Genomic DNA, 14,122 nt, shown 5'->3' with positions numbered 1-14,122 from the left:
GGCTGACATGCGGCACTACGCAACGACGGACGAGGTGGACGCGGTCGTCGTCGGCACCGGTGCAGGCGGCGCCCCCATCCTGGCGACGCTCGCCGCTCGGGGGTTGAAAGTCGTTGCGTTGGAGGCAGGTCCGAACTTCGAGGCCACTGACTTCAGCGCGGACGAGGCCGACGCAGCGAAGATCAACTGGATGTCCGAGCGGCTGTCCGGCGGCGAGGACCCGACGGCGTTCGGTCCGAACAACAGCGGTCGCGGAGTCGGTGGGTCGACCTTGCACTGGGGCGCCTTCACCCCGCGCCCCGATCCCCGTGATCTGCGACTGAACCAGATCACGGGCGCCGGGACCGACTGGCCGGTGGATCCGGCCGAGCTGACCGGCTATCTGCGACAGGCCGAACGCGACATCGGCGTGAGCGGTCCGAGTCCGTACCCGTGGGACCCGGACCGGGTCTATGACCAGGCACCGGTCCCGCGCAACGGTCCGGCCCGGTTGGTCGCCGCCGGATGCGAAGCGCTGGGCATCACCGCGACCGACGCGCCCGCTGCGGTGCTGTCGGTCGCGCGCGCCCAGCCCGGCTTCGGCGAGCGGCACGCATGCGTCAACTGCGGGCAGTGCCATCAGGGCTGCCGTTTCACGGCCAAGGGCACGATGGACACGACTTATCTGCCGGCTGCAGTCGCCAACGGCGCTGAGATCCGGCCTGATTCGATGGTGACCGGTGTTGAGCTGGACGTGCGCGGCCGGGTGGTTGCGGTGGTCTATCAGCGCGACGGCCGCACCCAACGGCAGCGGTGCCGCAACCTGTTCTTGTGCGCCGGCGGGATCGAAACCCCCCGGCTGCTGCTGCACACCGGCCTCGCCAACAGCAGCGGCATGGTTGGCCGCAACTTCATGGCGCACGGCGGCACGCAGGTGTGGGCCCAGTTCGACGCCCGCGTCCGCAGCTACCGCGGGTATCCGTCGGCGCTGATCACCGAGGATTTCGTGCGCCCGAAGGACGCTGACTTCGCCGGCGGCTACCTGATCCAGTCGCTGGGGGTCATGCCCGCGACGTACGCGACGTCCTTGGTGCGCGGCGGCGGCCTGTGGGGGGCGCCGTTGATGGAAGCACTCGAGCAGAGTCAGTACACCGTGGGCATCGGGATCAACGCCGAGTGCCTACCTGCGGCGCAGAACACGCTCGAACTGGCCGATGAGACAGACGAATTCGGAATCCCGCGCGCCCGCATCACGTTCAGCGCCGGGCCCAATGAGAAGGCGATCGACCAGCACGCGACCGACACGATGACCCGGATCATGCAAGCGGCCGGTGGCACGAACCTGCGAGTTCTCAGCCGCACGGCACACACCCTGGGGACCTGCCGGATGAGCACGGACCCGGCACTCGGGGTCGTGGACGGCGACTTGCGCAGCCATGAGATCGCGAACCTGTGGATCTGCGACAACTCGGTGTTTCCCAGCGCGCTCAGCGCCAATCCGGGGTTGATCACGATGGCCCTGGCGTTGCGGACCGCGGAGCGTTTCCTGGCCGGTTAGGAGGCGCCGACGGTGGCCGGAGACGTCGCTCGGGTGGCCGCGGCGAGGACCTGGTCGCCGGCGAGTCGCCAATTGGCCGGCAGGGCGATCACGCCGGGGATCGACGTACGCTCCCCCAACGGACCGGCCACCAGGACGGGTGCCGATTGGGCGAGCAGCTTCACGACGGCGGATCGGTGCCGCAGACCGGCCGGTTTCATCCCGGACAGGACGCACGCTCGGGCCGAGCAGGACCGCACCGCTGCAGCGGTCGCCTTCCACGGCGTGTCCGCACCCAGGACCACCGGCGTCAGTCCGCGCTCCAACAGCATCAGAGAGAACAGATGACTGGGCAGGTCATGCAACTCCCCGGGCGGACATGCCATGACCACCGGCACCTGCACCTCGATCTGCGTCGCCGGACGACGGAACTCGGCCATGACCGAGCGGACGATGCGTGAGGCGTGATGCTCGTGCAGGACGCTCAACTGACCGCTGGCCCACATGTCTCCGACCCGACGCAGGACGGGGATCAGCACGTCGGCGACGACGAGGTCGGTGCCGCCGGATGCCTGGAAACCGAGGATGAGCTGCCGCATCGTGTCCGCGTCCAGACCCAGGATCGCGTCGAAGATCTCTTCGCGACCCTGCAGCACTGCGGCTGCGTTGTCACTCGAGTCGTGCACTGCTGGTCCCATCCGTTGGTGTGCGGCACAGCCGTACCGATTGCGAACCTATGCGCTGGATCGGCCGTTTAACTACGCCCCTACGGGGGAAGTGACCCATCTGTTATAGAGCGATCTCCGGTTTGATATCCGCCACCTTCCAGATCCGCCGGCGGTACGCCGCTGCTGCCGTCAGGGCGAGGCTGGCGATGAGGTAGACGCCCAGCACCAGCGCGTCCATGGGCACGTCGCTGAGTGGCGCGCCGTACATCAGATGTCGCAGCCCATCGACGGCGTAACTCATGGGCAGCACATGGTGGACCGCCTGCAAGGCGGTGGGCAGTGTCTGCCATGGGAAGGTGCCACCGGCCGACGCCAGTTGCAGCACCAGCAACACCAGGCCGAGCAACTGACCGACCGGACCGAGCCACGCGTTGAGGGTGTGCACGATCGCGACGAAGGTGACGGCCGTCAACGCCAGGAAGAGCAGCACCGGCACACTCTCCAGGACGCTGATATCCACCACCCGGACCACGATGGTCAGCATGATCAGCACCTGGGCCACGGCGATCGCGGCGGGGGTGAGCCAGCCGGCCAGCGCCGTGCGGCCCGGCCCCTGCCGGGCAGCGATCGCCCTGCGTGAGAGGGGCCGCACCAGCAGGAACATCACGTAGGCGCCCACCCACGCACCGATGCAGCAGAAGAACGGAGCCAGCCCCGCGCCGTACGATCCGGCCTTGGCTTCGGCGACGTCCTGGGTCTTGATCGGCGAGGCGATCGTGCTCGCGGTCGCGTCACGGTCGTCCTGGTCGAGGTCGGGAATCGACCCCAGACCCTCCTTCAACCCGTCGGCCAGTTGCTTCGAACCGGTCACGGCCGACCCGAGACCCTTCTGCAGATCGTGTGCTCCGGTGGCCAGTTGCCCGGCCCCGGTCTGCAGTTTGCGCGCGCCGCCGTCCGCCTGACCGATACCCGTCTGCAACTGGCGAGCCCCGGTGTCGACCTGTTGCGCACCCGAATGCAACTGCTGCGCACCTGAATTGGCTTTCGCCGCGCCGTCTTTGAGTTGATAGGCACCATCGCGGGCCTGCTGCTGACCCGAGACCAGCTGGCTGCTGCCGCTCTGCGCGGTGCCGAGCCCGTCAACCAACTTCTGGGAGCCTTCGACCAGTTGGTGGGCACCGGTGGCGACCTGCTTGGAGCCGCTCGCAAGGGTGTCCAACTGGCCGCGGTCCTGCTGGACCTTGGTGTTCAAGTCATCCAGCGGTTTACGGACCTCATCCAGTTTGGCCAGGATCTCCTGCTGCGTCGCCTCGGGCAGGCCGGAGTCCTTGAGCTTCTCGACCAGGTCGGCCCGGATGGTGTCCAACTGCCCGTGCGCAGTCTGCGACGCATCCGCGATCTTGTCGCCGAGAGTGGCGATCTGTTGGTTGCCGGCCGCGACCTGGTCGGCTCCACTGGCGAGTTTGACGGCGCCCGTGTGCAGGTCGGAGGCGCCGGTCCGCGCCGTGCCGATCCCCGTGTTGAGCGTCTTCTGCCCGCTGAGCAACTGGTCCTCGGCGGTCGCGAGCCGGTTCGCACCGGTCGACAAGCTGCTGGTGCCGTCGGCCAACTGACCGCTACCGGTGACCAACTGGCCGGTCCCCGTGACCAACTGACCCGCTCCGGTCACCAGCTTGCCGGTGCCGTCCACCAGGGTGTCCGTCCCGGTCTTGAGCTGATCGGCGCCGGAGGCAAGTTTGCCGGCACCGCCCTGAGCGGTGACCAGACCGGTGTGCAGTTGATCGGCACCCTCGCCGGCCTTCTTGATCTGCTGGTGGATGGTGGAGAAACCCAGCAGGAAGCTGCTGGCCGCTTGTTCGCTGACGTTCTGCTCGATCGACCGGGTGACTCTGGTCAGCACCTGGTCGGCGATGGTCGACGACAGATAGTTGTTGGCCTCGTTGGTTGTCAGGATCAACGGAGCCCGGGTCGGGTCGAAGTCGGCGGTGGAGGCCAGCGCCGCCGAGAAGTCCTTGGGGATGGTGAGGGAGAAGACGTAGGACCCGTCGCTGACGCCCCGGGCCGCTGTGTCGGCGTCCACTTCCTGCCAGTCGAACGAACCGTCGTCCTTGAGGTTGTGCGCGATCTGGGGGCCGACGTGGATCGTGCCGCTGTTCTGCGACTTCGCCGGTTGATCCTGTACGACGATCGCGGCCTTGACCTGACTCAGCGCGCCGTAGGGGTCACGGTTGGCCCAGAGGTACAACCCGGCGTACAGCGTCGGGATCAGCATGATCGCGATCACGGCCAGGGTGGGCCACTTGCCGGAGGTCAGGCGGCGCCATTCGCTGAGCGCCATGCGGAAGGCCTTCATGCCGGCACCCCGCCGATCCAGATCAGGCCCTCATGGGAGCGGACCGTGGGACTGGTCAGCTGCAAACAGACCGCCACCCCCTCGGCGGCGGCGGCTTGGGCAACCGAGACCGCTTGGTCGTACGTCGTGCCGTACCGATCCGGGCAACACATCACCAGCGCCTCGATCCCCGGCCGCCTGGCCGCTATCTCGGTGAGCATCTCGATGCGGAACTCTCCCGACAGGTGCTCGATGCGGGTGTTGCGCAGCTCGTCGGCGTCGTGTTCGTGCAACCAGTGAGTGACGCCGGTGCGCCCGGCGGGCAGCTGGGCGATCGCCAGTTCCTCGCCGACCACGGTCTTGAGCGGCAGCACTTCGTCGGGATCACAGACCTCGGGCACGTCGACCAGGGCGGTGATCCGACGCAGGCGTTTGTTGTTTGGTTGCCCGTCCACCAGCACCCGGCCCCGATGCGGGGCCATCCGACCCGACAGCACCAGCGAGAGCGCTGTGTGTCCTGCACCCGGCACACCGGCGACCACCGTCACCTCGCCGGATTCAAGGCTCAGACTGGTGGGCTCCAGGAGTACGCCGTGTGGTCCATCAACGCTGACCTTGTCGGCCTCGATCTGCATGAGGCCAGTTTTTCACCGCGTGGTCGATCGTTGACCCTTCGGAGCCAGGCCGAGGTCCGAATCACGTCGGTTCGCGCCGTACCTCGACGGTCAGCATCGGGTCGGCGGGCAGCGCGGCCAACCCGCAACTCGACGTCATCGATCCCAGGGGCTAGCTCAGCCGACGGTCTCGGCGACCCAGCGCGCGGTCAATTCGTCGCGGGCCGTGAGGTATTCGCTGCGCAGCCGGGCCACCAGTTCCGCCACGGTGGATGACTGCTCGATGACCCCGATCCCCTGCCCCGAGCCCCAAATGTCCCGCCACGCCTTCGCGTCGCCACCGCTGGATCCGAAGCTCATCGCCGAAGGGTCAGAGGTGGGCAGATCATCCGGGTCAAGACCGGCCGCCTCGATACTGCCGCGCAGATAGTTGCCGTGCACACCGGTGAACAAGTTGCTGTAGACGATGTCGCTGGCGCCGGAGTTGACGACCATCTGACGGTAGTCATCGGCCACGTTGGCTTCGACCGTCGACAGGAAGGCCGACCCGACGTAGGCGAAGTCGGCACCGGCAGCCTGTGCCGCCAGCACCGAACGGCCGTGCGCAATCGCTCCCGACAGCAACAGCGGCCCGTCGAACCACGAGCGGATCTCCGACAGCAACGCGAACGGCGACAGCGTGCCCGCGTGTCCACCGGCACCGGCAGCGACAGCGATCAGACCATCCGCGCCCTTCTCGATTGCCTTGTGCGCGAACGCGTTGTTGATGACGTCGTGCAAGACGATGCCGCCGTAGGAGTGCACGGCATCGTTGATCTCCGGCCGGGCGCCCAGTGAGGTGATCACGATCGGCACCTGGTGCTCCACGATGGTGGCCATATCGGCCTCCAGTCGGTCGTTGGAGCGATGGACGATCTGGTTCACCGCGAACGGCGCGACGATCGCGTCCGGGTTCTGCCCTTGGTACGCCGCGCAACGGTCGGTGATCTCATCCAGCCAGTCACCCAACAGGCTCGCCGGGCGCGCGTTCAGCGCCGGAAACGCGCCGATGACCCCGGAGGTGCATTCGGCCACCACCAGATCCGGTCCCGAGGCGATGAACATCGGCGAGGCGACCACCGGCACGGACAGCGGACCGGAGAGGATTGCAGGCAACGACATGCGGAGGTCCTTCGAAGAGAGGGGCGTTTGATGAGCAGCGTACAGTCAAAACTGACTGCAGCTGACGACTACAGCAGAGCCCGCCGGGCCATGCCCCGCCACATCGGCAAGTGCGTGTCGCGGTCCGGATCGTGCGGGTCGAACGCGTAGGTCAGTGCCACCCCGCGCATGCTGGTGTTGAGCAGTTCCCGTGTTGCCACGTAGTCCTCGTGCTGGGCCAACTCCGGCCCGAACATCTCATCGACCGCCGCCCGGATGCTGGCTCCCAGGGCCTGCTCTCCCGGCTTGAGCGCCTCGCGCAGCGCCTCGTTGTACCGCGCTGCCAACCACAGCTCGGTGGCCGCCCAGAAGTACCCCTCGTGATACGTGCCCCACATGGCCGCGACCGCTGCGTCGATCCGCCGCCCGGCATCCTTGGGCCAGCGACGCCGCTCCGCTGTTGCGCTGACTCGCGCGGCGGCGATGTGTTGGACGGCCGCCACCAGCAACGCGTCACGATGCGGGTACTGGTGTAGCAGGCGACCCCGGCTCACCCCGGCTCGCCGCTGGATCTCCAGCGTCGAGGCACCGGCGTAGCCCGCTTCGACCAGCGCCTCGACCGCCGCGTCCAGGATGTGCTGCTGGGTGGCCCGGCTGCGCGCGGCGTAGTCGGTGTACGCGAGCCCATCCGGGAGACCCGGGGCAGTTTTCGAGGGCATGCCGTGTGCCTTTCTGTCGATGCAGCGCCCAGTGTCGCAGTTGCCGGGCCACCCGTGCGCGACCCATACCGCTCCAGCACCTCGCATGCTACGGTCAGTGCTGACTGTAGCCTCGCTGCGAGGCTCCCGAAGCAAGGAATCGCGATGCGTGAAGCTGTTCTTGTCGATGTCGTCCGCCTGGCGTCCGGGAAGGGCAAGCCCGGTGGCGCCCTCTCGGCGACGCACCCCACCGTGTTGTTGAGCACGGTGCTGCAAGCGCTCGTCCAGCGCAGCGATCTGGACCCGGCTCTCGTCGAGGACGTCATCACCGGGTGCGTCCAACAAAGCGGCGAGCAAGCCATGAACATCGGGCGATCCGCGCTGCTGGGAGCCGGTTTCCCCGAGTCCGTGCCCGCGACCACCATCAACCGGCAGTGCGGATCAAGCCAGCAAGCGGTGCACTTCGCGGCGCAAGGGGTGATGGCCGGTGCGTACGACGTGGTGATCGCCTGCGGTGTCGAGTCCATGAGCCGGGTGCCGATGGGCGCCTCACCGCAGGGCCAGGACTACGAAGGTCCCCAGGTGCATGAGCGCTATCCCGATGGCCTGGTCCACCAGGGAATCTCGGCGGAACTGGTTGCGTCCCGATGGAAGCTGGACCGCGAGCAGCTCGACGAATACTCGGCCCGCTCCCACCAACGCGCTGCGCACGCCGCCACGAGCGGTTTCTTCGACCGTGAGGTCGTGGGGATCCAGGTCACCGACGCTAACGGGGCCACGATCGCGCACACCGTCGATGAAACCGTGCGCCCGTCGACGACCGCTGAGCAACTTGCAGGTTTGAAGCCGTCCTTCCAGACGCCAGACTTCTCGGCGCGCTTCCCCGAAATCGAATGGTCGATCACCGCGGGCAACTCTTCGCCGCTCACCGATGGTGCATCCGCCGCGTTGATCATGGATTCCGTTGTGGCCCAACGCCTCGGGCTCATCCCGCGGGCGCGATTCGTGTCGTTTGCCGTCACCGGTGACGATCCGATCATGATGCTCACCGCGCCCATTCCCGCTACCCAGCAGGCTCTCAAACGAGCCGGGCTGGGCATCGATGACATCGACGCCTACGAAGTCAACGAAGCCTTCGCCCCCGTGCCCCTGGCGTGGCAGCGGGAGATCGGGGCTCACCCGGAGCGCCTCAACGCGCGCGGTGGCGCCATCGCGCTCGGCCATGCGTTGGGCTCCTCAGGCACCCGGCTGCTGGCCACGCTGGTCAACCACCTGGAGGCCACCGGCGGGCGCTACGGACTGCAGACCATGTGCGAGGCAGCCGGAATGGCCAACGCCACCATCATCGAGCGGCTCTGATCCGACGTACGCCGAGTGGCCGGGTCAGCGCAGCCCGGCCACGCTGAGCAGGGCGAGCGCATCCGCGACGGGTCCGCCCCCGGCGATGATCTTGCGCAGCTTCATCGTCAGCCGAGGCTGAGCCACCGTCAGGGCGCCCAGCAGAGTGCCGTCTGCGTGGTAGAGCACCACCCGGCTGTCCGCATCCTGCACCGTTGTGGTGGTCGTGCCGTGGACGCCGACGAACTGGATCCGCTTGCCGTGCAGGTCAGACCAGAAGTACGGCACCGTTTCATACTGCTCCTGGCCGCCGACAGCGTTACGGGCCGCGACCGCACCCTGCTCCGCGGCACTGGTCCAGTGCTCCAAGCGCATCCGTCGGCCGAACTGTCCGTTCTCCCAGGTCACGACGTCGCCGGCGGCGTAGACGTCAGGCAGGGTGGTCCGCAGGCCGGCATCCGCTGACACGCTCTGATCGAGCTCCAGTCCGATGCCCGACGACGTCAACCAGGAGGTTGCCGGCACCGCGCCCAACCCGACGACGACCAGGTCCGCCTCGACGGAACTGCCATCGCTCAGCGAAACAGCCAGTCCCCCAGTGCTTTCGGTGATCTGCTGCACCTTGCACGAGAGTCGTAGATCCACTCCGTTGTCCCGATGCAACTGCGCGAAGTACGCCCCCGTCTCCTCGCCGACCGCTCGCACCAACGGCACGTCGGCCAACTCGACCATCGTCACGGAACCGCCGTGCCGGATCAGGGCCGAGGCAACCTCCGAACCGATGAAGCCGCACCCCACGACCAGGACCCGAGCGCCTGCTGCCATCGCTGCTCGCAACGTGTGGGCATCGTCAACGGTCCGTAGTGCCAGCACCTGCGGATGGTCCTCGTAACCGGGCAACGATCGCGGCACAGCACCGGTCGCAACGACCACCTGCTCGTAGGGGACTTCGCCGTCGGCGAGCATCACCGACCTCTGGGCCGGGTCGAGCGCGATCGCCGGAGCAGACAGCAGCACGCGGACCCCCAGCTCGTCGCGCAGATGACCCTGCGTCCGGAAGGTGGTGTCGGGAGGCTCTTTGTCCTGTGCGAGAACGTCTTTGGACAACGGCGGTCGGTCGTAGGGCAGGTGCGGTTCGGCACCGATCAGGGTGATCGGCCCGGCGTACCCGCTCTTGCGCGCCGCCTCCACCGCACGCAAGCCGGCCAGTGAGGCGCCCACGACCACGAGCCCGGCAGGCACCTCACGCCTCCAGACGCAGAGCCTCGGTCGGGCACGACTCACAGGCTTGTTGTACGGCGTCCAGGTCCTGTTCGTCGATCTGCTCGGTGAGCAGGGCGAGCTTGCCGTCCTGCTGGATCTCGAAGACGTGTTCGGCGTACGCCTCGCACAGGCCGAGCCCGGTGCAGCGGCTCCGGTCCAGAATCAATCGGGGCATCGGATCATCCGTTCACATCGAACTTCATCCGCTTGATCGTGCGCATGAAGTTGCTGTCCATGAAGACCGGGTCGTAGGCGCGGCCGTCCGGCACTTTGGTGAGCAGTTCGCGGAAGACAGCGGTCAACATCGCCTTGGCCAGTTGGTTGCCGAGGCAGTAGTGCACACCACCACCGCCGAACACCAGATGCGGGTTGGGGTTGCGGTCCAGGCGGAACGTGCCCGGGTCGCCGAAGACGGTCTCATCGAAGCTGCCCGAGGGGTAGAACATCACGACCTTGTCGCCCGGCAGGATGGTTTGGCCACCCAGGGTGGTCTCGGCCACGGCGGTCCGCCGGAAGGTCATCACCGGTGACGCCCAGCGCAGGAACTCCTCCAGGGCCACCGCGATCCGCCCGTCGAAGTCCTCCATCAGCCAGGCCTTTTGCTCCGGATGCTGGGTCAGCGCCAGCGTCGCGCAGCTCGTGGTCTGAGTGGTGGTGTCCGTCCCGGCGACCGACATCAACACGAAGAACGAGCCGATCTCGAAGTCGCTCAGTTGCTCGCCGTCGACCTCGGCCTGCACCAAGGCGGTCAGCAGGTCATCGGTGGGGTTGGCGCGACGCTCGGCGATGAGCTGCTCGCTGATCTCGTGCAGCCGGACACAGGCCTCGACCTGGACTTCGTCCGCGGACCGATCGCCGAGCAGCTCAGCATCGGTCCACGCCACGACATCCGAGGCGGCCGATCGGACGTCTTCGCGCAGCTCATCCGGAATCCCGAAGAGGTCGCAGAAGGTGTGCATCGGCAGTTGTTGGGCAACCTCGGCGACGAAGTCGATGGTGCCCTTTCCCACGATGCGGTCGACGACCCACGCGGCGCGCTTCTCGATGTCCGCCTGGATCTTGCGGATCTGCTTGGGCGTGAACGCCGCACTGACCAGACTGCGCAGCCGGCTGTGCTTGGGATCGTCCATCGCCAGAAAGGACTGGGACATCTCCAGGAACACCTCGGGCAGGAGGTCGAAGAGCACTCCTTGCCGCGACACGAAGGTCTCGTTGTCCTTGCTGATCCGCACGATGTCTTCGTGCCGGACGACCGCCCAGTACCCGGGGTCGTCCGGGTCCGGGGTCACCGCGTCTTCGACCGGGCGCTGCCAGGAGACCGGGCGGGTCTGGCGCAGAACGCGATACACCTCCTCGTGCTCCTCCGAAGTCTGCAGCCAGAAGCTTTTCGCCGAGACATCGATCTCGTCGTAGTCCGGTTTGCCTTCGCTGGTCGCCGGGATGAACTCCACCTCGGCTTCATCGTCGATGATCGTCATGAGGTCTCCTCGTCGGCGTGGCTGAGCAGGACGTCGTAGGGTCGGGCGTCGCGCCGGCCCGACAGGTCCAGATGGATCGCTTTGGTCTCGACGAACGCGGCGAGGGCGTCGGGCCCCAACTCGCGGCCGAGACCGCTTTGTTTGTAGCCGCCGAACGGCACCGCGGCGTTGATCTGGTGCGCGTCGTTGATCCACACCGAACCGGCCCGGATTCGGGCAGCCACCGACAGCGCGGTGTCGTTGTCGGAGGTCCACACGCTGGCCGCCAACCCGTAGTCGGTGTTGTTGGCGATCTCGATGGCCTCCTCGACAGTGGAGTACCGCAACACCGACAGCACCGGCCCGAAGATCTCCTCCCGTGCCACCCGCATCTCGGGGCGTACGTCGGTGAGAATGGTCGGCTCGACCCAGAATCCCTGCGAAAACTCCTCTCCCTCAGGGACTTTGCCTCCGAAAGCCACCGTTGCGCCGTCGGCGACTGCGCCGTTGATGTAGTCGAGGATGCGGTCGCGCGACTCCTGCGAGATGACCGGTCCGAGGTCGGTGTCCCAGTCGTCCGGCTGGCCCACGACGATGGTCGATGCCCGCTTGACGAGCCGGTCGACGAACTCGTCGTGGATGGATTCGTGCACCAACAACCGGGTCATCGACTCGCAGACCTGACCCGAATACAGCAGGCCGCCGTACAACAGGCCATCGGCGGCGAGATCGAGGTCCGCATCGGGGAGCACCAGCGCTGGGGACTTCCCGCCGAGTTCCAGGGTGACGCTTTTGACGGTGTCTGCCGCCAGCCGCATGATCTGCTTGCCGACCGCCGTCGAGCCGGTGAAGCCGACTTTGCCGACGTCCGGGTGCGAAGCCAGCGGTACGCCGACCTCCTCCCCCGTGCCGGTGACCACGTTGAGTACGCCGTCCGGCAGGCCCGCCTCCAGCGCGAGTTGCGCAAAGCGCAGGATCGCCAACGACGTACGCTCATCGGGTTTGACGACCACGCTGTTGCCGGTGAGCAGGGCGGGGACGATCTTCCACGACGCGAGCAACAGCGGGAAGTTGAACGGAGCGATCACGGCAACCACGCCGATCGGCTCGCGCCGCACGCTGGCCTGACCCAGACTCGGGAAGCTCGTGCGCGGGCCGGGCACTTCGGAGTCGAATCGCGTTGCCAGATCGGTGAAGTACTCCATGTGCGGCGCGACGTAGCCGATGTGGAAGCCGGTGGCCTGACGCACCGTCGCTCCGTTGCCCAGGGTCTCCAAGTCGACCAACTCATCGAGGTGGTCGCCGACCAACTGGGCGAGCCGTCGGATGACCTCGATCCGATGCGCGGCCGTGGCATTCGCCCACACGCCGGACTCGTAACTGAGTCTGGCCGCGGCCACGGCCGCATCGACGTGGGATACATCCCCGCGCGGGATGGTGGCGACCGGTTCGCCGTTCTTGGGGTTGATCACGGTGATGCGCTCATCGGCCGAGATGTCCACGCCGTCGATCAGCATGGGCACGTGGGTGATCGTCTCGGTGACAGTCATCGCTGGCTCCCGTTCACTGGGTGGGGTCGAGCAGGATCTTGGTGGCCTGGCGCTGCTCGAAGAGCTCGTAGGCAGCGGCTGCCTCTGACAGCGGCATGCGGTGGGAGATCATCCGAGCGGGCGCGAGTCGGCCGGCCTCCGTCAGCGCAATGACCTCGTCCATGTAGTTCACGATGTTGGCCACGCCGTTGACCAGCTTCACCCCGCGAAGCCACAGGTCGCCGTACGGCAACTCCATGGAGTCTTCGAGGTACACACCGGGGATGGAAATGGTGCCGCCGGCGGCGACGATCTTGCAGGCCGTCGCCAGTGCCGACTCGTGACCGACCGCGTCGACCACTACATCCGCACCGACCCAGTTGGTGAGGTCCAGGACGGCGTCGTAGGGGTCGGTCTCCGCAGCGTTGACCGGGATCGCCCCGAAGCCAGCGGCTTCGGCCAACCGCTCGGGCACCATGTCGACGACGATGACCTTCTCCGCACCGAGTGCCACTGCGGCCATCACGGCGCACAGGCCGACCGGGCCGGCTCCGACGACGGCGACGGCGTCACCGGGGCGGATGGCTCGGCGGACTGCCTCGTAGCCGGTGGTCATGATGTCGCCGGCGAAGAGGAGGTCCTCGTCGCTGGAGCGGATCTCATCGGGCAGCTTGCGCATCACGATGTCCGCGTTGGGCACCACGACGTACTCTGCTTGGCCGCCATCGAGGCCGCCGAGGGCGATGCCGAGCCCGAAGATGCGCGATCCGGCGCACCGCGCAGGATCACCGCGGCGGCACGCCCGGCAGTGACCGCAGTGGACGACGCACGACGCGACGGCGCGATCGCCTTCCTCGAACTGCTGCACAGCAGAACCGGTTTGGACGACGGTGCCGAGGAACTCGTGCCCGAGGATGACGTCGGACTCCAGCTCGATGCGCCCCTCGTAGGGGTGCAGGTCGGTGCCGCAGATCGCGGTCTTCTCCACCTTGAGCAGGACGTCGCCGGGCTCGGTGATCTGCGGTCGGGGAACCTCTCGGACGTCGAGTTTGTGGGGCCCGACCAGGATGGCCGCCTTCATCGTGTCTTCCATCGCGCTGCTGCTCAGGCCGGGACCTGGGCGTCCTTCTCGGCGACCAGGTCTTTGTAAACGGGGAAGAGCGGTTTGGTCAGCGGGACCAGTTTGAGGATCTTGCTGACCGGGCCCTTGGCCTTGACCTGGCCCTTTGCCAGACCGACGGCGAGGTTGTACTCACCGCGCCAGAACTTGTCCGCGATGTCACCGGACATGATCAACGTGATGTCGGGGGCCAGTTCGGTCTCGCCGTAGTCGACCACCATCGGGTCGTGGAAGCCGATCGTCACGACACAGTCGGGGTCGGAGTACTCCACCCGCATGTTGATGTTGGCGGCCTTCAACTTCGGGCCGACCTCCGGGTTGTCCCCGGCTACCCGGAAGATGCCCCCGATGTACTTGTCCAGCTCTTCGCCGCTTGAAAAGAAGCCCATCGTCACTCCTCGTGGCTCGGGCGCATCTTGTGATGCACCTCACACGGGAGACGTTAGG

General features: G+C 67.0%; 13 protein-coding genes. 2 read left to right on the top strand and 11 right to left on the bottom strand.

What is annotated here, in order from left to right:
- Positions 1–7 precede the first annotated feature (7 nt).
- Entirely contained in the window at positions 8–1,537 is a 1,530-nt protein-coding gene (locus tag DR843_RS00170; RefSeq protein WP_109688237.1) for a GMC family oxidoreductase, read from the top strand.
- Here the strand turns inward: DR843_RS00170 and DR843_RS00165 are convergent.
- The 5 genes from DR843_RS00165 to DR843_RS00145 form a co-directional block, all read right to left on the bottom strand.
- Positions 1,534–2,202 (bottom strand): cobalamin B12-binding domain-containing protein, encoded by a 669-nt coding sequence (locus DR843_RS00165; RefSeq protein ID WP_170119699.1) that lies wholly within the window; start codon positions 2,200–2,202, stop codon positions 1,534–1,536. The two genes, DR843_RS00170 and DR843_RS00165, sit on opposite strands and share 4 nt — an antisense overlap.
- Before the next feature lie 103 nt (positions 2,203–2,305).
- On the bottom strand, positions 2,306–4,537 hold the full coding sequence (locus DR843_RS00160) for a YhgE/Pip family protein (protein WP_109683560.1): 2,232 nt from the start codon (positions 4,535–4,537) through the stop codon (positions 2,306–2,308).
- Positions 4,534–5,151: an ATP-binding cassette domain-containing protein gene (locus tag DR843_RS00155; protein ID WP_109683559.1), complete on the bottom strand. Its 618-nt coding sequence runs from the start codon at positions 5,149–5,151 to the stop codon at positions 4,534–4,536. Before DR843_RS00155 ends, DR843_RS00160 begins: the two co-directional genes overlap by 4 nt.
- Positions 5,152–5,307: 156 nt before the next feature.
- Entirely contained in the window at positions 5,308–6,291 is a 984-nt protein-coding gene (locus DR843_RS00150; protein ID WP_109683558.1) for an NAD(P)H-dependent flavin oxidoreductase, read from the bottom strand.
- 68 nt (positions 6,292–6,359) lie between these two features.
- On the bottom strand, positions 6,360–6,989 hold the full coding sequence (locus DR843_RS00145; protein WP_109683557.1) for a TetR/AcrR family transcriptional regulator: 630 nt from the start codon (positions 6,987–6,989) through the stop codon (positions 6,360–6,362).
- Positions 6,990–7,133: 144 nt separating this feature from the next.
- Between DR843_RS00145 and DR843_RS00140 the strand changes: the two genes are divergently transcribed.
- Positions 7,134–8,327 (top strand): thiolase family protein, encoded by a 1,194-nt coding sequence (locus DR843_RS00140; protein ID WP_109683556.1) that lies wholly within the window; start codon positions 7,134–7,136, stop codon positions 8,325–8,327.
- Between the two features lie 24 nt (positions 8,328–8,351).
- Here the strand turns inward: DR843_RS00140 and DR843_RS00135 are convergent, their stop codons facing one another.
- From DR843_RS00135 to DR843_RS00110, 6 genes are read right to left on the bottom strand one after another with little or no spacing between them, the layout of a single operon-like run.
- Positions 8,352–9,548 carry an NAD(P)/FAD-dependent oxidoreductase gene (locus tag DR843_RS00135; RefSeq protein WP_109683555.1) on the bottom strand — a complete coding sequence of 399 codons (1,197 nt, stop codon included), beginning with the start codon at positions 9,546–9,548 and terminating at the stop codon, positions 8,352–8,354.
- 1 nt (position 9,549) lies between these two features.
- Positions 9,550–9,744 carry a ferredoxin gene (locus tag DR843_RS00130; RefSeq protein WP_109683554.1) on the bottom strand — a complete coding sequence of 65 codons (195 nt, stop codon included), beginning with the start codon at positions 9,742–9,744 and terminating at the stop codon, positions 9,550–9,552.
- A 4-nt stretch (positions 9,745–9,748) separates the two neighbouring features.
- On the bottom strand, positions 9,749–11,047 hold the full coding sequence (locus DR843_RS00125; RefSeq protein WP_109683553.1) for a cytochrome P450: 1,299 nt from the start codon (positions 11,045–11,047) through the stop codon (positions 9,749–9,751).
- Positions 11,044–12,576, bottom strand: coding sequence for an aldehyde dehydrogenase family protein (locus DR843_RS00120; RefSeq protein WP_109683552.1), 1,533 nt, complete (start codon positions 12,574–12,576; stop codon positions 11,044–11,046). The genes DR843_RS00125 and DR843_RS00120 overlap by 4 nt, the downstream gene beginning before the upstream one ends.
- Before the next feature lie 13 nt (positions 12,577–12,589).
- Positions 12,590–13,636 (bottom strand): alcohol dehydrogenase catalytic domain-containing protein, encoded by a 1,047-nt coding sequence (locus DR843_RS00115; RefSeq protein ID WP_211310154.1) that lies wholly within the window; start codon positions 13,634–13,636, stop codon positions 12,590–12,592.
- Positions 13,637–13,659: 23 nt separating this feature from the next.
- Entirely contained in the window at positions 13,660–14,064 is a 405-nt protein-coding gene (locus DR843_RS00110; protein WP_109683550.1) for a hypothetical protein, read from the bottom strand.
- Positions 14,065–14,122 lie beyond the last annotated feature (58 nt).

This window comes from Branchiibius hedensis (assembly GCF_900108585.1).
GTDB lineage: Bacteria > Actinomycetota > Actinomycetes > Actinomycetales > Dermatophilaceae > Branchiibius > Branchiibius hedensis.
The sequence above is the reverse complement of the archived record's forward strand: the minus strand, read 5'-3'. Positions and strand labels throughout refer to the sequence as shown.